This is a genomic window from Catalinimonas alkaloidigena, assembly GCF_029504655.1.
Classification (GTDB): Bacteria; Bacteroidota; Bacteroidia; order Cytophagales; family Cyclobacteriaceae; genus Catalinimonas; species Catalinimonas alkaloidigena.
In genome coordinates, this window is record NZ_JAQFIL010000001.1 from 2,775,376 (window position 1) to 2,791,548 (window position 16,173).

The 16,173-nt window shown below is 42.4% G+C and carries 13 protein-coding genes; 9 read left to right on the top strand and 4 right to left on the bottom strand.

What is annotated here, in order from left to right:
• The first annotated feature begins 339 nt into the window (after positions 1-339).
• The 5 genes from OKW21_RS11360 (at position 340) to OKW21_RS11380 (ending at position 5,666) form a co-directional block, all read left to right on the top strand.
• A complete protein-coding gene (locus OKW21_RS11360) occupies positions 340-1,584 on the top strand; it encodes a CYP152 family fatty-acid peroxygenase CypC (protein WP_277479543.1) in 1,245 nt (414 codons plus the stop codon).
• A 277-nt stretch (positions 1,585-1,861) separates the two neighbouring features.
• Complete coding sequence (locus OKW21_RS11365) at positions 1,862-2,638, top strand: SDR family NAD(P)-dependent oxidoreductase (RefSeq protein ID WP_277479545.1); 777 nt, start codon at positions 1,862-1,864, stop codon at positions 2,636-2,638.
• Positions 2,639-2,703: 65 nt separating this feature from the next.
• The gene (locus OKW21_RS11370) at positions 2,704-3,189 is read left to right on the top strand and encodes a DUF2243 domain-containing protein (protein ID WP_277479547.1); all 486 of its coding nucleotides are present in this window, start codon (positions 2,704-2,706) and stop codon (positions 3,187-3,189) included.
• Position 3,190: 1 nt separating this feature from the next.
• Complete coding sequence (locus OKW21_RS11375; RefSeq protein WP_277479549.1) at positions 3,191-4,024, top strand: cytochrome c oxidase assembly protein; 834 nt, start codon at positions 3,191-3,193, stop codon at positions 4,022-4,024.
• Between the two features lie 139 nt (positions 4,025-4,163).
• Positions 4,164-5,666, top strand: a complete 1,503-nt coding sequence (locus OKW21_RS11380) for an FAD-dependent oxidoreductase (RefSeq protein WP_277479552.1) — start codon at positions 4,164-4,166, stop codon at positions 5,664-5,666.
• 69 nt (positions 5,667-5,735) lie between these two features.
• On the opposite strand, the gene OKW21_RS11385 is transcribed toward OKW21_RS11380, so the two are convergent.
• On the bottom strand, positions 5,736-6,572 hold the full coding sequence (locus OKW21_RS11385) for a manganese catalase family protein (RefSeq protein WP_277479556.1): 837 nt from the start codon (positions 6,570-6,572) through the stop codon (positions 5,736-5,738).
• Positions 6,573-6,895: 323 nt separating this feature from the next.
• Here OKW21_RS11385 and OKW21_RS11390 point away from each other — a divergent pair, with 323 nt between their 5' ends.
• Positions 6,896-7,339, top strand: coding sequence for a hypothetical protein (locus OKW21_RS11390; protein ID WP_277479558.1), 444 nt, complete (start codon positions 6,896-6,898; stop codon positions 7,337-7,339).
• Positions 7,340-7,526: 187 nt separating this feature from the next.
• On the opposite strand, the gene nrfD is transcribed toward OKW21_RS11390, so the two are convergent.
• The gene (nrfD, locus tag OKW21_RS11395; protein WP_277479561.1) at positions 7,527-8,921 is read right to left on the bottom strand and encodes an NrfD/PsrC family molybdoenzyme membrane anchor subunit; all 1,395 of its coding nucleotides are present in this window, start codon (positions 8,919-8,921) and stop codon (positions 7,527-7,529) included.
• 133 nt (positions 8,922-9,054) lie between these two features.
• On the opposite strand from nrfD, the gene OKW21_RS11400 reads away from it, so the two are divergent.
• Genes OKW21_RS11400 through OKW21_RS11410 form a run of 3 tightly spaced genes read left to right on the top strand, consistent with a single transcriptional unit; the run spans position 9,055 to position 12,818 of the window.
• Positions 9,055-10,035 carry a cytochrome c oxidase subunit II gene (locus tag OKW21_RS11400; RefSeq protein ID WP_277479564.1) on the top strand — a complete coding sequence of 327 codons (981 nt, stop codon included), beginning with the start codon at positions 9,055-9,057 and terminating at the stop codon, positions 10,033-10,035.
• 31 nt (positions 10,036-10,066) lie between these two features.
• Positions 10,067-11,890: a cytochrome c oxidase subunit I gene (locus OKW21_RS11405; RefSeq protein WP_277479567.1), complete on the top strand. Its 1,824-nt coding sequence runs from the start codon at positions 10,067-10,069 to the stop codon at positions 11,888-11,890.
• Positions 11,880-12,818 carry a cytochrome c gene (locus tag OKW21_RS11410; RefSeq protein ID WP_277479570.1) on the top strand — a complete coding sequence of 313 codons (939 nt, stop codon included), beginning with the start codon at positions 11,880-11,882 and terminating at the stop codon, positions 12,816-12,818. The genes OKW21_RS11405 and OKW21_RS11410 overlap by 11 nt, the downstream gene beginning before the upstream one ends.
• Before the next feature lie 219 nt (positions 12,819-13,037).
• Here OKW21_RS11410 and OKW21_RS11415 read toward each other — a convergent pair whose 3' ends face one another.
• The gene (locus OKW21_RS11415) at positions 13,038-13,412 is read right to left on the bottom strand and encodes a sensory rhodopsin transducer (RefSeq protein ID WP_277479572.1); all 375 of its coding nucleotides are present in this window, start codon (positions 13,410-13,412) and stop codon (positions 13,038-13,040) included.
• Between the two features lie 211 nt (positions 13,413-13,623).
• Positions 13,624-15,414 (bottom strand): thiamine pyrophosphate-requiring protein, encoded by a 1,791-nt coding sequence (locus OKW21_RS11420; protein ID WP_277479574.1) that lies wholly within the window; start codon positions 15,412-15,414, stop codon positions 13,624-13,626.
• Positions 15,415-16,173: the final 759 nt, after the last annotated feature.

The window sequence follows — 16,173 nt, forward strand, 5'->3', positions numbered from 1 at the left end:
ACGTTAAATATGACTGCTCAAGGTGTAAAAGTGTCACTTTGTTATTGAGTATTTATATTAAGCAAAATTGAGCCTTTTTACCTTTTCATAGTATGAAATGAACAGTTCAATAACTTTAATACTTAGCATAATTTGACTGATTCTAACGATAATATAGGCCTTGCTTCCATGCAATATATAATTCACGGACTAACAGAATGTGCATTTCAGATGCACCTGACATCTATCCATGCTGTGTGATGGGTTAAAATAACCTTATGTAAGACCACTTGTTAAATAGAAACATTCAAAAAATGGATAAACCACTTAATCAAATTTGATCACTAACCAAGCATTTTTATGACTCCAATTCCTAATGACCCTAAGCTGGATAGCACAATTGCTTTACTTGCTGATGGCTATACATTTATTTCTAAGCGGTGTCAGCGTTATCAATCTGATGTTTTTCAAACAAGGCTCCTTTTTCAGAAGACGATCTGTATGCGTGGGAAGGAAGCCGCTAAGGTTTTTTATGATACTGAACTTTTTAAGCGAAAAAACGCCGCTCCCAAACGCTTTAACAAGACACTCTTCGGCCAGGGGGGAGTACAGGCTTTGGATGGCCAGCCTCACGCACATCGCAAGCAGATGTTCATGTCACTGATGACCCACGAAGGCTTGGAAGAATTAGTCAATTTAACAGCGAAGCAGTGGGAGAATTATATCAAAAAATGGGAACAGCAAGATCAGATTGTTCTATTTGAGGAGGTAGAGGAAATTTTATTTAGAGCTGTTTGTAGTTGGGCGGGTGTTCCTTTGCAGGAGCCTGAAGTGAAACAAAGAACAAAAGAAATGGCAGCCATGATCAAAGGTTCAGGAGCCGTAGGATTGGAACACTGGCAGTCTCGCTTGTCCCGCAAACGAGCGGAGCAATGGATAGAAAATATGGTGGAAAAAGTACGTGAGCATAAGATGGAGGCTAAGGAAGGCGCTGCATTGCAAGTATTTAGCCAGCATCGCACTCCTGAGGGGGAATTATTAGACAAGAAAATCGTGGCAGTAGAGGTGCTCAATGTACTTCGGCCAACCGTTGCTATTGGAAGGTTTATCGTTTTTGCTGCATTGGCCTTGTATCAATATCCTCAATACCGGCAAAAGCTTGCGGAAGAAGATGGTTTTGTTAAACTTTTTGTTCAGGAAGTTCGGCGCTTTTACCCTTTTTTCCCTTTTGCAGCGGCACGTGTAAAAAGTGAGTTTAGCTGGAAAGGATTTCGTTTTCCATCCGGACAAAGAGTGCTGCTGGATTTGTATGGCACCAATCATGATCCGCGCTTGTGGGAAAAACCGGAAGAATTTAAGCCCGACCGATTTCGTCATCGGGATGAAAACCCCTTTGATTTCATTCCCCAAGGTGGAGGCGACTTTTATACAAACCATCGCTGTGCGGGTGAGTGGGTGACTATTGAGCTGATGAAAGTTGCCTTGCGAAATTTAGTAAGCGCAATGAGCTATCAGGTGCCGGATCAGGATTTGCGGATTAGCCTCTCGGATTTGCCAGCCCTACCGAAAAGTAGGTTTATTATAAAAGATGTGAAACGAATTTGATACTTTTGGGGCCAAATGGCTCATTTTTATCTTGTAAAGATTACTATTGTATATGTATGAATGTCATCTTATTGCTAGGTAGTTATCATTAAGCTGATTTTAGTAATATTTTTACTTCTGACTATCATAAATACCCTCAAACTAAGTCCCTCATCTTTATTTTATAAGAGAGGAGTGTTTCTTTACAGCAAGAAAAGTAAATACGCTCAAGTAGCAAGAACAAAATGCTGGGCGTCAGGTTGATACCTAAACTGATTTTTTGCCTAACAATTTATTTATGGTATCTCATACAAAAACAGCGCTGATCTCTGGTGCTACCAGCGGATTCGGAAGAGAGTTTGTCAAACTTTTTACTCAGGATGGTTATGATGTAATCCTTGTAGCACGCCATGAGCAAGATCTACAGAAGGTAGCTAATGATGTGAAAGCTAAACATCCTAACCGCAATGCCACAGTGATTGCCAAAGATCTATCTGTTCCCGGTTCGGCACAGGAGCTATATGAGGAAGTTAATGCTAAGAATTTGATGGTGGATGTGCTTGTAAATGACGCAGGCTTTGGCAGTCACGGAAATTTTATTGACACTGATCTGGAAAAAGAGCAAAAGATCATGCATTTGAATATGCTTTCTCTTGTAGAGCTCACCAAGCTTTTTTTGAGAGATATGGTCAAACGAAATGAAGGAAAAATACTGCAGCTCGCCTCTGTTGTATCTTTTATGCCGGTGCCTAAAATGGCGGTTTATGCTGCATCCAAAGCTTTTGTGCTTTCTTTTACCGAAGCTTTACAGTATGAACTGAAAGATACCAAGGTCACGATGACCGCTTTATGTCCTGGCGCTGGCGATACCGAATTTTTTGAAAGAGCCAATGCCGAAGATACTCGCATGGTTCAGGATACCAGCTTATCAGATCCGGCCAAAGTAGCCAGAGATGGATATGAAGCGCTGATGAATGGTGATAAGCGGGTTGTATCAGGGGCCAAAAATAAGATACAGGCTTTTATAACAAATTTTGTCCCCGACATTTTTTTGCCGAAGGTATGTCCAAGATGATGAAAGATAAGTCATAAGCATCATTTGGTGATATACTGCTGAGCTACACAAACAAAGAAAAAAGGATGCAAACAAATCATGATCAAGCTATTATTCAGCCGAGGCGTTCATTTTGGACAACTTTCCTGATTGGCGTGGGTATCATGGCGGCAGTGGATGAAATAGTTTTTCATCAGTTGTTGTCATGGCATCATTTCTATGACCAGGCTACACCTGCCATCAGCTTGATGAGCGATGGCCTGCTGCATGCGGCGGAGTTGATTGCGCTGGTGGCAGGCTTCTTTATGCTGGCAGATTTGCGACATCGTCATGCCTTCTCTGTCAAGTATGCCCAAGCTGGGTTTTTCCTGGGCTTAGGTTGCTTTCAGGTTTTTGATGGTCTTGTAGATCATAAAGTACTGCGCCTGCACCAGATTCGTTATGGCGTAGACCTGTTACCCTATGATCTGGTCTGGAATCTGGTAGGGTTTATATTGATCCTGATAGGAGTAGGGTTGCTGTCTCGGGCCAGGAAGTTTACTGCTATCAAAGCTACGGATCAAAACCATTGAGATGTTAGAACACGCACCGCAAGAAAATTTATTTACCTACCTTCCCTGGCTGTTTATATCTTTGATGTTGTTGGCCTATCTCAGGGCAGCCATTGGGCAGATTCATCAGGGGCGACAGTGGAGCCGATGGAGAATCCTCAGTTTCATAAGTGGATGTTTGCTTCTTTATGTAGGGCTGACCCCCTCTCTACAGCCAATGGCGCATCACGACATTCGGTTGCATATGGTGCAGCATCTGCTGATTGGGATGTTTGCACCTCTGGCATTGGTGCTGGCTGCTCCCGTCACTTTGGCTGTGCGTAGCTTGCCCACTTCTACTTCCCGCTTTATCATGCAAGTCATGGGCAGTAAGCCGGTCCGTTTGATAAGCCATCCGCTAAGTGCATTGCTGCTCAATATCGGAGGGATGTACGTTTTGTATCTGACGCCATTGTATGCCACTACTTTGTCAAACCCTTACATGCACCACTTACTTCACCTCCATTTTCTACTGGCTGGCTATCTGTTCTGCTGGTCCATCGCTGGTCCTGATCCTGCTCCCCATCGCCCTGCAATGCGGGTACGACTAATCGTACTTTTTCTCAGTATGGCTACGCATGCTTATCTGAGCAAACTGATGTATGCTTACGAATGGCCAAAAAATACACCTCATCCTACTGAACAAATACAGGCGGCTGCCCAGCTTATGTACTATGGTGGTGATGTGGCAGAAATACTTTTAGCCATAGCCTTCTTCGCCGCCTGGTTCAGGTTTTCCCAAAGTCAGGTAAAAAAACATAAAAAAAGATGGTTTAGCATTTCTAAACCCTTTGCCTATTTATTTTCTAAAAACTAGGCTTGCACTTTAGTAACTTCTGAATGCTCTTATTCCCATTTTAAGAAAGCAAACTGATTGTACTAATGCTGCATATTTCAAAACAAAAGACGCTCCTCCCTATTTATTTTTTTAAATCTTCACATATTAAAAACAGCTTATGAAAAGTACTTCGTTATGGAAAGATACTGCTCAGGAGCAAGCGACATATCCTTCGCTAGAAGAAAACATCTCCGCTGAAATCGTAGTGGTGGGAGGGGGGATAACCGGGCTAACGGCTGCTTATGAGCTGGTGAAAGCCGGAAAAAAAGTGGTGGTGGTAGAAGCTTTCTCCGTGGGTGATGGTACTACCGGCTTATCCAGCTGCCACCTCAATACCCAGATTGACTATGGTTACCAGCATGTGAAGCAATCTTTTGACCAGGAGGTGATGCGTCTGGTAGCCGACTCACGCTTTTCAGCTATCAATTATATAGAAAAACAGTGTACCCAGGAAGGGATGAGCTGTGATTTCAAACGGCTGCCGGGCTTCCTCTATGCAGAGACTGAAGCGCAAGCGCAGTTTTTGCTGGAAGAATATAAGCACGCTCAGGAAGCAGGATTATCAGTGACTCTGCATGATCAGATTCCTTTTCCCTCCACCATCAAAAAAGCTATTGAATACCATGAGCAGGCGGTGTTTAATTCCCAGAAGTATGTCAACCATCTGGCAAAATGGATTTATGCTTCGGAAAATGGACAGGTTTTTGAAAATACCAGAGTAAAGGATATCTCACTAAAAAATAAAAAGGTATTGACAGAGAAGGGGGAAATCAGTGCGCATCAGATTATACTGGCTACGCATCTGCCACTTTTCTTTGACGTATTGCAGACCATGGCAGCTCCCTACCGTAGTTATATACTGGTAGGTGAAGTGGAGCAAAGAGATATGCCGGAAGGTCTATATTGGGATTTGCAGGAGCCTTATCATTATACGCGTTACTATCATCAGGGAGAAAAAACCTGGCTGGCCGTAGGAGGTGCCGACCATAAAACCGGGCACAATGAACAGAATCAGGACAGCTACGAAAAGCTCAAGCAGTATATGCAGGAGCATTTTAACATCAAAAACTTTACATACCAGTGGTCTTCACAGTACTATGAACCGGCAGATGGTTTGCCTTATATCGGATTGAGCCCTTTTAAGAATGTGTATGTGGCCACGGGCTATAGTGGTGATGGGCTGGTATATGGCACTGTGGCAGGTCTGCTGCTGAAAGATTTGATTTTGAAGCAGGATAATGCCTGGGCCAAGGCCTACGATGCACGGCGCTTCAAACCTGTGGCTTCGTTTGGTGAATGGGCCAAGGAAAATATGGAGGTAGTCACTGATTTTGTAAAAGATTATCTGGGTAGCAAGGAAAAGGAGGCTGAAAATATACCCAGAGGTGAAGGAAAGGTAATTTCCAAAGACAACATCAAGTATGCGGTGTACCGCAATGAGCAAAACCAGTTCATTTCACTTTCACCCATTTGTCCTCACCTGAAATGCGTGGTACACTGGAATACTGAGGAAAAATCATGGGATTGTCCTTGCCACGGTAGCCGTTTTACTCCCGAAGGGAAGTTGCTTGTAGGCCCGGCGGTTAGTGATTTGGAGAGAAAAGATTATAATGACAAATAAAAAAGCAGTAATAACAATACATCTGCTTTTTCAGGTATGCATTGTTATCTGCTTTAGAAATTCCCTCATCTACTGACCATCCATTTGCTGGAGTTGGGCATGTACTTCAGGGACTTTAGCCATACCTAGTTCGGGTTCCTGCCCATGAGGCTTGGCAATGCGGAAAGAAAATTTTCCTTTACCATCTATGGACTTACCAGTGGTCCAGCGTGTTTTAGGGTCAGTAGCTTCTGTTGCATCCTTCTTGGTAGACATAAATGCATAGCTGAATTCTGAAGCTTCTTTTTCCTGGGGGAAGCTGTTAGGAATCGGATGTACTTCACCCATTTCTTCCAACACAGCCAGCCACTGGTTCTGGTGCATGGTATCGCGGGCAATCAGGAAAGAAAGCATGTCTTTCATACCAGGGTCATCGGTTACTTCATACAAACGTGTCGCCAAAGCTCTTCCCCCGGCTTCAGCCGTTACATTGGCATGCATATCGGCAGCGATATTGCCGGTGCCTACCACATAAGCACCACTAAAAGGTGTACCTGTACTGTCCACCGCCATCGCTCCCAACCCAGAGGAAAGGATATGACGGGGGTTCATTCCTCCCAGTACCGCCTCTACCACAGGGTTTTCTCCTGCCAGCTTTTCTTTCAGGGCGTAATCAGCACCTTCAAGATTGAGTGCCACTGCGGTGCAGAGCATTTCAATATGCGCCATCTCTTCAGTGCCAGTTTCCAGCAGCATGTCGCGGTACTTCTTAGGTCCACGGGCATTCCAGGCCTGGAATAAATACTGTAAACAGACGCGGATCTCGCCCTCTATTCCACCGATTGCCTGCTGAAGCATTTTGGCAAAGATAGGATTAGGCTTTTCTACCCTTACAGGATACTGTAATTTACCGTCATGATAAAACATAAAAAAATTAGTTAATTGGTTAAAAAATGGTTTGCTGAATATTAAGCATATTACAGTGGTTTTGTCTTGACAAAACTGATAATTGATAAATATTCACTACATAAATGAGAGTAGTAAACTAAGTAGATTGAAAGTTTCAGGTTTCAGGTTCAAGGTATTTTATTTGAAAATTAGATATTCATCATCCTTGTAAATCATAGTAAATTATGTTTCAGTACTTACCAGCCTAACTATTTCTCCATTTGTAGGTTGATAAATCTAATGACACCAAGCTTCTGAAAGCAAAAAATATGAATGTTGCCCCATAACCATTTTTTAAACTTATGAAAAAGAGATTTGACAGCGTGTTAAAAAGGATAATGTATCCTTCCATAGCTGCTACTACTAACATGACGCTTTTTAGTTATGCTGCTTCCTACCTGGTCAACGATCAGTTTAAAGAGCCTAAATTACTGAGTTATTTCTTTTTTACGCCGGGGAAGAAGAAAGCAAATCAACCGCCCATAGGTGGGTTTTTGCTTCATTATCTGGTAGGCGCAGGTTTCGCTGTCGCATATCAGTTTGTATGGAAAAGGTTTTTCAAGTTTCCTGAATGGAAGGATGGCTTAAGCTATGGCGCTTTATGCAGCCTTGTAGGCATGCTGACCTGGAAAATTGTTTTTGCTACCCATCAATCCCCTCCCAGAATCCAGCTCAAATCTTACCTCTTTCATTTATTTATTGCCCACCTCATTTTTGGTGTCACGCTTAGCAAGACAAAAAAATGAGCAGTTATACTTGGATCAAGCGTTGGTGAATTAAAAACTACATTTCCGGTTTGTGGAGACACAAACCGGAGCTTAGACGCCGTGGGCTTGTGCGGGGCACCCCGTGCCGCCGGGGCCCGCAGTGGCGACTGCCGGTCCCACAGCCCACTTTCAGAAAATGTACCGTAGTATGATTAAAAACATTACCTCAGTGGCTTTCTACCCCTTTTTCTTGTGCCTTTGATTGCTCTCTGGATGTATTATTAACAGGGGTCTCAATCATTTCTTTTACTTCCCACATCGTCACTACAGGTACATATCTGATAAAAAGCAGGAACAGAAAAAAGAACAGGCCGATAGAAAAAATAAAGACCCCAACATCATACATACTCGGAAAAAACAATGCCCATGAGGAGGGTAAATAGCCTCGGGATAGGGTGGTGACAATGATCACAAAGCGTTCTAACCACATCCCTATATTGACAAGCAGGGATAAGCAGAAACTGAACATTAAATTTCTTCTGAGGCTTTTGAACCACAACAATTGCGGTAGTAATGCATTAAAAAGGAGCATAAGATAAAAGAATGTCGCATAATCACCGCCCATGCGATAGAACATCATAAAGCCATCAAGCTTGCCTATGTACCAGGCTTTAAAGATTTCAATGAAGTAGCTGATCCCGATTAAACCTGAAGTTAGTATCACCAGCTTGTTCATATTTTCAATATGTCGTACTGTAATATAATCTTCCAGATTAAGAAGTTTTCGTAGGGGGATCAGTAGGGTGAGCACCATAGCAAAACCTGATAAAATGGCTCCAATGACGAAGTAGGGAGGAAAAAAAGTAGAGTGCCATCCTTTAAGTATGGATGTGGCAAAGTCCATAGCAACAATGCTATGTACGGAGATTACCAGTGCAGTTGCCAAACCAGCAATGGTAAGCATAATAGACTCATAGCGTCTCCATTGCCAGGTAGAATTTTCCCAGTTTAAACTAAGGATCTTATACATCCTCTTTTTGAACCCACTACTCATCTCACGTAACTGGGCAAGATCAGGAATTAAGCCAAGGTACCAGTATAGCATTGAGACCAGGAGGTAGGTGAGTATAGCAAAGGCATCCCAAACCAAGGGAGAATTAAAATTCACCCATAAATCTCCGTAAGTATTAGGGATAGGAAATACCCAGTAAAACAGCCATGGACGCCCAAGATGGGCAAGTATGTAAAAACTGGAACAGCTTACGGCGCAGTGCGTCATGGCTTCAGCAGAGCGGTTGATGGAAGTCCTCCATTTGGCCCTACAGAGTAACAGAATGGCAGATATCAGGGTGCCAGCATGCCCAATACCAATCCACCATACAAAATTCGTAATATCCCATGCCCAGTTAATGGATTTGTTTTCTCCCCACATGCCTATGCCATCCCACCAGGTGCGGTACAGACAGTACCCTCCGGCAAGAAGTAAAAGTCCGGAAAGCCCAAACCCAATCATCCAGAATTTCTTTTTATCCTTAATACCATTCAGGATATCGTGGGCAACATCTTTTTTTCTCTTGTTGCCTGCTAGCAGGGCTTGCCTTAAAGAAGATGCTTTATGCATATGAAGATTTACCTAATGTGATGCCTAAAACGCTTAACCAAGCCTCCGGGGGATGGTTTGGCAGCCTAAAGAATTAAAAGTGAAAACAAATTTATAGTCACTTGCTTTAGTAATTAATGAAATACTAGGGCTTATGTTAGAAAGTTTCGGAACTCTGGCTACAATTCTTTTCATGTTTTTACTGCTGACCTTTATGAGTGTAGGAGCAGTAGTGTTTTATAAAAAAATGAGCCATAAAATTGATCGTTGGTTTACCACTATTCAACCCTACCTTTTGCTCGGGTTCCTGCTTTTATTTATTATTTCTGTTACTTACTCAAGCTATCATTACTCTGGCAACTTTCTGCCTTCACCAGCCTCTGAGGAGGGAAGCATGATCGTCCCCTTGTTTAATACCACCTTTATTGTGACTGCCTGTGCCTTTTTTTTGACACAGGTACTGTTATTCTTTTTTGCATTCTTTTACAGAACAAAACAGGGTAGAAAAGTAAGGTTTTTAAAAGGGAATTTTAAGCTTGAATTATTCTGGATTATAGTACCGGCAGGTGTTTTTATTTTCCTGTTTTTGTGGGGGCAAATCCTCTGGTCCCGGATACATGAAGCACCCCAGGAAGAGGTGCTTGAAATAGATGTAATGGCCCAGCAGTTCAGCTGGAAAGTAAGATATCCCGGAGCAGATAAAATATTAGGGGATTCTGATTTTCGCTTTATAGATCAGGTAAATACCATGGGTATTGATATTACTGCTGCAGAAAGCCAGGATGATTTTATTCCTGTCCAGATGCACATTCCGAAAGGCAGGCCTGTGAGGCTTTTATTGCGCTCAAAAGATGTGATACATAGCTTTTACATACCGCACTTTAGAATAAAAATGGATGCCTTGCCCGGCATGCCTAGCAGGGTACACTTTACGGCCAACACCACTACTGCTGAGATGAGGGAAAAGCTTAATGATCCGGACTTTAACTATGAAGTAGCCTGTGCTGAACTTTGCGGAAGAATGCATTTTGCGATGAAGTTAATTTTGGTAGTAGATGAACCGGAGCAATTTGAAGAGTGGTATCATACGCAGCAAAGTTGGGTAGAAAAACATGAGCAATACGCTATTTTTTAATACGTGATGAACCGATTAAATTTTTTTTGTAATGAATTCGGAAACGGAAGGAGGTACTGAGTTTGAAGAAGTTTCATTCCTGCACGGAAAAGACCATGGAAGTAAATTCCTGGTCTTCATTTTTACCTATGTTTTTAGTACCGACCATAAGACTATTGCCAAGCAGTACCTGTTTACTGCAATTTTTTGGGCTTTATTGGGTAGCCTGCTTTCTGTTGTTTTTCGCATACAGTTAGGCTTTCCGGAACTGGACCTGAGTTGGCTTCAACCCGTATTAGGAAACCGGCTAAGCAATGGCCGCTTAGACCCTGAGTTTTATCTTTCTCTGGTGACCTTGCATGGTACCATCATGATGTTTTTTGTGCTTACAGGAGGTTTTCTGGGTACTATGGGTAACCTGCTCATTCCTCTTCAGATAGGGGCGCGGGATATGGCTTCCGGCTTTATGAATATGCTGTCTTACTGGTTGTTTTTTATCTCAGGACTAATCATGTTTTGTTCCTTTTTTGTAGAATCAGGAGCAGCTTCTGCTGGCTGGACCGCCTATCCGCCTCTCAGTGCCCTTAAGGATGCATCAGCAGGTTCCGGGGCAGGCATGAGCCTCTGGATATTGAGTATGGTCATTTTCATTATATCCAATCTATTAACTTCCATTAATTTCATTGCTACTACTGTTAATTTAAGGACACTTGGGATGAGCTTCAGGCGTTTGCCGCTTACCATTTGGGCTTTTCTGTTTACCACCATTCTAAGTTTGCTCTCTTTTCCTGTATTGTTTGTCGCTTTGCTTCTCCTGTTTTTTGACAGGGGCATGGGTACCAGTTTCTACCTGAATGATATCTTTATTGATGGTGCCCCTTTACCTAATAGCGGGGGCAGCGTACTTCTGTATCAGCATCTTTTTTGGTTTTTAGGCCATCCGGAAGTGTATATCGCCATTTTTCCTGCCTTTGGAATCACTTCTGATGTGATAGCTACTAACGCGCGTAAACCCATTTTCGGATATCCTGCCATGGTAGCTTCAATATTTGCGATCATGATACTTTCGTTTTTAGTGTGGGCACATCACATGTTTGTTTCAGGTATGAGCCCGTTCCTGGGGTCCGTATTCAGCCTCACTTCCTTCATAATTGCTGTGCCTTCTGCCATTAAGGTGTTCAATTGGATTACCACATTGTGGAAGGGAAATATACATTTTTCTGCTGCCATGCTTTTTGCTATAGGGATGGTGTCTTTCTTTATTACCGGTGGTCTTACCGGCTTATTTGTAGCTAACCCTTCAATAGATATTGAGGTGCATGATACTTATTTTGTAGTAGCGCATTTTCATTTGGTCATGGGAAGTGCCGCTTTCTTTGGCTTTTTATGTGGTGTATATCACTGGTTTCCCAAGATGTTTGGCCGGATGATGAACAGGACTATGAGCTATCTGCACTTCTGGCTTACCTTCATAGGCGTATACCTTATATTTTTTCCTATGCATTTTTTAGGCATGTCAGGCTTTCCCCGTCGCTATTATTCATTTACCTACTTTGATACTTTTGATACATACATGGATCTGAACGCATTTATCTCAATTGCAGCATTTATCACATTCGCTGGTCAGGGAATATTTTTGCTCAATTTCTTCTATGCGATCTTTTTTGGAAAAAAAGCTCCTGAAAACCCTTGGAGGGCTACCACACTGGAGTGGACTACTCCTGTTAAGGTGAAGGCTGGTAATTGGCCGGGGGCCGTGCCGGTGGTCTACAGATGGGCTTATGATTATAGTGTTCCTGGTGCAGAAAATGATTTTATTCCTCAGCATGTTTCTGATAAAAAGTTGCTTGAAAAGAAGCTGACCAATGAAAGCTAACTCTAAAACCTTTTCTTTAACGCTCTTTATATCACTCGTTCTCGGGTGCCACTTCTTAGCGTATGCTCAAAGAGATAGTACTGAAATATATACTTCGGGAAGAAATCTATTTAGAACCCATTGTAATCCCTGTCATGGGGTACGCCAGGAGAAACTGGGACCGATGTTGGCTAGCATCACCCATAAAAAAGAAGAAGACTGGCTGCTTTCTTTCATCAACAACTCTCAGGATGTAATCCTTTCAGGTGATGCCTATGCTAATTTTCTATTTGAGCAGTATAACCATGTAGTGATGCCTTCTTTTAGTAAACGCATATCTGAAAGAGAAATAAAAGATATACTCTTGTTTATTGAAAATGAATCGCTAAAGCCTGAAGGAGAGACATACGCTTATCCGAAAGTAAGCGATAGGAGCAATAAAGTGATCATGAAAGGTAAAGCGCTATTTAATAAACACTGTATCACCTGTCACTTTGTGGATAGTGAAAATATAGGGCCAGCATTAGGAAGTTTGACCAGAAGAAGGCCTCTTCCCTGGCTTATCGGTTTTATCAGAAATTCTCAGGAAGTGATTAGATCAGGAGATAGCTATGCAGTACATCAGTACAATAGTTTTGATCAGAAAGTGATGCCGGATTTTGAATATTTAAGTAGGGAGGAAATTATAAGCATATTGGATTTTGTGGCTTATTCTTCTGGCTCGCCTTATCCGGTAGCGGGAACCAACAGCAGCATGAATCAAGATGGCGATACTGTGCGGGCAATTTCAAGCATAAGCAAAGCACCGAAATCTGTGAAGCAGGAGAAAAAAATACCCTTTAAAATCATATTGATTGTATTTTCATTAGTGGGTGCTTCGGTTCATGTGTTTATTATTGTCAAACTGTATCTATATCTTAAAGGAGGTGACTATAGTAGAGACCAATAACTTAGCACAATGTATAAGACAAAGGCCTTGAAAGTATGTATAAGAGATTAGGTGATGTAGTGTACGGAGTTTACATCACTTTCATTGAAGCAGCCTGAAAAATATCCTATGTCGAAAGAGGCACAGGCTGATTTTTTTTTATATCCTTCCATAAACTGATAGCTTCTTCATAAATAGATCCTGGCATAATACTTTTTTGCAGCTACTGCTCTTGCATGTCTATTCAGCATAGGCTATTGTGGAGATCAGGGCGTTTTCACTCTGTCGAGAATCCAAACGCGTATGTTGAACAACGATTGGCACATCTGAGATGATCGTACTGGCGTAACTTTTGCCTTTAGGAATCGGTTCCGGATCTTTTAAGTCGTCAAAGCGAATGTGGCTTGTCCGCTTTGCCAGTATTGTAAGCTTGTAAGGCCCGATAGGCTCCCGATCAGGAAAGTATATGGTAATTTCTACGCTTGCATTCTGCTCAGTAGTGTTGAGTATACAGGCAGTTTCATGACTGATAAGTTCTGGTTCAGGTCCATTGCTCCATGAAGGGATATAACCTTCGGCAATTGCCCAAGCTTTTTTTCCTATAATAGTATTCATATTAGTAAATATTTTTCCGCTTAAGATTTTTCACAAAAATGTAGAGATAATAATTCCTGCTTCTCCACCGGATTAATGATATATTGGTTTTTTGCGGGCTCGTTTTTTGGTTTCCATTAAGCAATGTTCTTCTTTTCAGGCTTACACTGAGAAGAAGAACATTACCTTTATATCCCTGCATGATACACCCTTTATGTCAAAATTGACATGATCAGTCTTTGTGGGGAATTACACTCTGTAGCATTTCCTTAAACGTCTGCCTGATAATGCCTTTTTCCTTAGGGTCACCTTTGATCAACGTTTTGCTGTATTTTATCATTTGCTCAAAGGTAAAATGGGGAGGGATAGTGGGTACATTCGGATCTGTCATCACTTCAAATACCACTGGCCGGTCAGCAGATAGTACTTTTTCCCAGCTTCTGGCTACATCTTCGGCCTTATCCACCTTGACTCCCACCAGTCCCAGCATTTCAGCATATTGAGCATAAGGGAAATCAGGTATATCCTGTGATGCTTCATATTCGGGATCGCCAGACATCACTCTTTGCTCCCAGGTTACCTGATTAAGATCGCGATTATTAAGTACCAGAATGATCAGCTTAGGATTAGTCCAGCGCTTCCAGTATTTGGCAATGGTGATCAGTCCATTATTGCCCAGCATCTGCATGGCCCCATCACCCATCAAGGCAATAGCTACACGCTCGGGATAAGCAAATTTAGCAGCGATGGCATAAGGTACTCCCGGACACATAGTCGCCAAATTACCCGATAAGGAAGCCATCATGCCTTCTCTGACCTTTAGGTCGCGGGCAAACCAGTTGGCAGAGGAACCTGAATCGGCGGTAAGTATACATTTCTCCGGCAGGCGAGGGGATAGCTCCCAGAATACACGCTGTGGGTTGATGGGGTCAGCATCATTCATGGCACGAGCTTCTAGCACTTTCCACCAGTCTTTGATCTCTTCAATGAGTTTTTCCTGCCAGGAGCGATCTGCTTTGCGCTTTAAATAAGGAATCAGCGCCTTTAGAGTTTCCTTACTATCTCCCTGCAAGTTGACTTCCATAGGATAACGCAGGCTCAACATACGCCCTGAGATGTCAATCTGTACTCCTCTTGCCTGTCCTTCATCGGGCAAAAACTCAGAATATGGAAAACCTGAACCGATCATCAGGAGGGTGTCGCACTCATTCATCAACTCCCAACTCGGCTTGGTTCCTAGCAGGCCAATAGATCCGGTCACATAAGGAAGATCATCGGGTAGGGCCGCTCTACCCAGCAAGGCTTTGGCGACACCCGCACCCAGTAGTTCTGCCACTTCTTTTACTTCTTCGGCGGCGCCCATAGCTCCTGCTCCGATGAGCATGGCTACTTTTTTACCATCGTTCAGCACTTCGGCGGCCCTGCGGAGCTCATCATCCGAAGGGAGCATGCGGGGAGAGGTGTGGCCTACACCTGTAAACACTGAACCATGTTTCTTGGGTGGTGATGCTACCGCATCCATTTCCTGCACATCGTTGGGAACGATCACACAGGTTACAGTTCTTTCGGTTTTGGCAATACGAATAGCCCTGTCAATGACCTGGCGCATCTGCGCAGGCTCAGTTACCATATGTACATACGCATGGGCGACATCTTTGAAAAGTGAGCTAAGGTCTACTTCCTGCTGATAGTCACCGCCTAACGACATACGCTTCTGCTGGCCCACAATAGCGACTACCGGCTGGTGGTCCATTTTGGCATCATAAAGCCCATTCAGCAGGTGGATGGCACCGGGACCGGAAGTGGCCAGACACATACCCACTTCTCCTGTAAATTTGGCATGCCCACAGGCCATAAAAGAAGCCATTTCTTCATGCCGGGTTTGAATAAACTCTATTTTACCATCGGCACGATCCAAAGCCCCCATAATACCGTTGATGCCATCACCGGGATAACCGTAAATACGTGATATTCCCCATTCATGGATACGGTGAATTAAAAAATCACCTACTTGCTTGCTCATATTTAAATTTTATGGTGAGATGTATATTTCAAAAAATAACCTATCTCTTATAAGTTAATAATTTGCTTTTTGTGTTGTGAAGATAAGAATTGATCATTCTTGCTCGCCTAAATAGGTGAAATGCACTATTTGGCATTGTGTATATAATCTTAGTTGAGATAAAGCTTTATTAAACTCAACCCCTATTTCAAGTCTATATAGCTCATAAAGAGAGTTAAAACTACATCCCTTTAAGGTTTGTTTGGCTAATGGCTTTGGGGCTGGGTCGGAGCGGAAGGTACTGGGGACAAAATGTATGGCTTGAACACCATTGCAGTCCAAATGGTGCTTGCAGCCCATAACGGTTTATTGAACTTGAATTACCAAACTCCTTATCATCAGATAAAATTTAATGTGTGCTATACACAATCTTAAAAACATTTAGCACTTGGTGCTTTGTTATATAAAAAATATGGATGCAATAATTGTGAAAGCGATACTGAGTTTAAGATTTTATATATTAGTATTTTATTTGCTCATTAAAAAAGGCGCCGGACTTTTAGAAAATGACTTTGTTTAATTACAACATTGTTACTGTAAGTATATTCCTGGTAATATGGGATTTGATCATAGTATATTAAAACATAACAGAAAATCAGGCTGATAGCAGTAAAATCGTAAATGATTATTGTTGTGAGTAAGGATATAGAGATAGAAGAAATACAATATACTTCTGCTGTCAGGCAAAAAATAATCGGAATAAAGACGAATTTTTTCAAC

Excerpts from the sequence above, each read along its gene's own strand:
- OKW21_RS11360 (WP_277479543.1), top strand. The coding sequence starts at position 340 with ATGACTCCAATTCCTAATGACCCTAAGCTGGATAGCACAATTGCTTTA.
- OKW21_RS11365 (WP_277479545.1), top strand. The coding sequence starts at position 1,862 with ATGGTATCTCATACAAAAACAGCGCTGATCTCTGGTGCTACCAGCGGA.
- OKW21_RS11370 (WP_277479547.1), top strand. The coding sequence starts at position 2,704 with ATGCAAACAAATCATGATCAAGCTATTATTCAGCCGAGGCGTTCATTT.
- OKW21_RS11375 (WP_277479549.1), top strand. The coding sequence starts at position 3,191 with ATGTTAGAACACGCACCGCAAGAAAATTTATTTACCTACCTTCCCTGG.
- OKW21_RS11380 (WP_277479552.1), top strand. The coding sequence starts at position 4,164 with ATGAAAAGTACTTCGTTATGGAAAGATACTGCTCAGGAGCAAGCGACA.
- OKW21_RS11385 (WP_277479556.1), bottom strand. The coding sequence starts at position 6,572 with ATGTTTTATCATGACGGTAAATTACAGTATCCTGTAAGGGTAGAAAAG.
- OKW21_RS11390 (WP_277479558.1), top strand. The coding sequence starts at position 6,896 with ATGAAAAAGAGATTTGACAGCGTGTTAAAAAGGATAATGTATCCTTCC.
- nrfD (WP_277479561.1), bottom strand. The coding sequence starts at position 8,921 with ATGCATAAAGCATCTTCTTTAAGGCAAGCCCTGCTAGCAGGCAACAAG.
- OKW21_RS11400 (WP_277479564.1), top strand. The coding sequence starts at position 9,055 with ATGTTAGAAAGTTTCGGAACTCTGGCTACAATTCTTTTCATGTTTTTA.
- OKW21_RS11405 (WP_277479567.1), top strand. The coding sequence starts at position 10,067 with ATGAATTCGGAAACGGAAGGAGGTACTGAGTTTGAAGAAGTTTCATTC.
- OKW21_RS11410 (WP_277479570.1), top strand. The coding sequence starts at position 11,880 with ATGAAAGCTAACTCTAAAACCTTTTCTTTAACGCTCTTTATATCACTC.
- OKW21_RS11415 (WP_277479572.1), bottom strand. The coding sequence starts at position 13,412 with ATGAATACTATTATAGGAAAAAAAGCTTGGGCAATTGCCGAAGGTTAT.
- OKW21_RS11420 (WP_277479574.1), bottom strand. The coding sequence starts at position 15,414 with ATGAGCAAGCAAGTAGGTGATTTTTTAATTCACCGTATCCATGAATGG.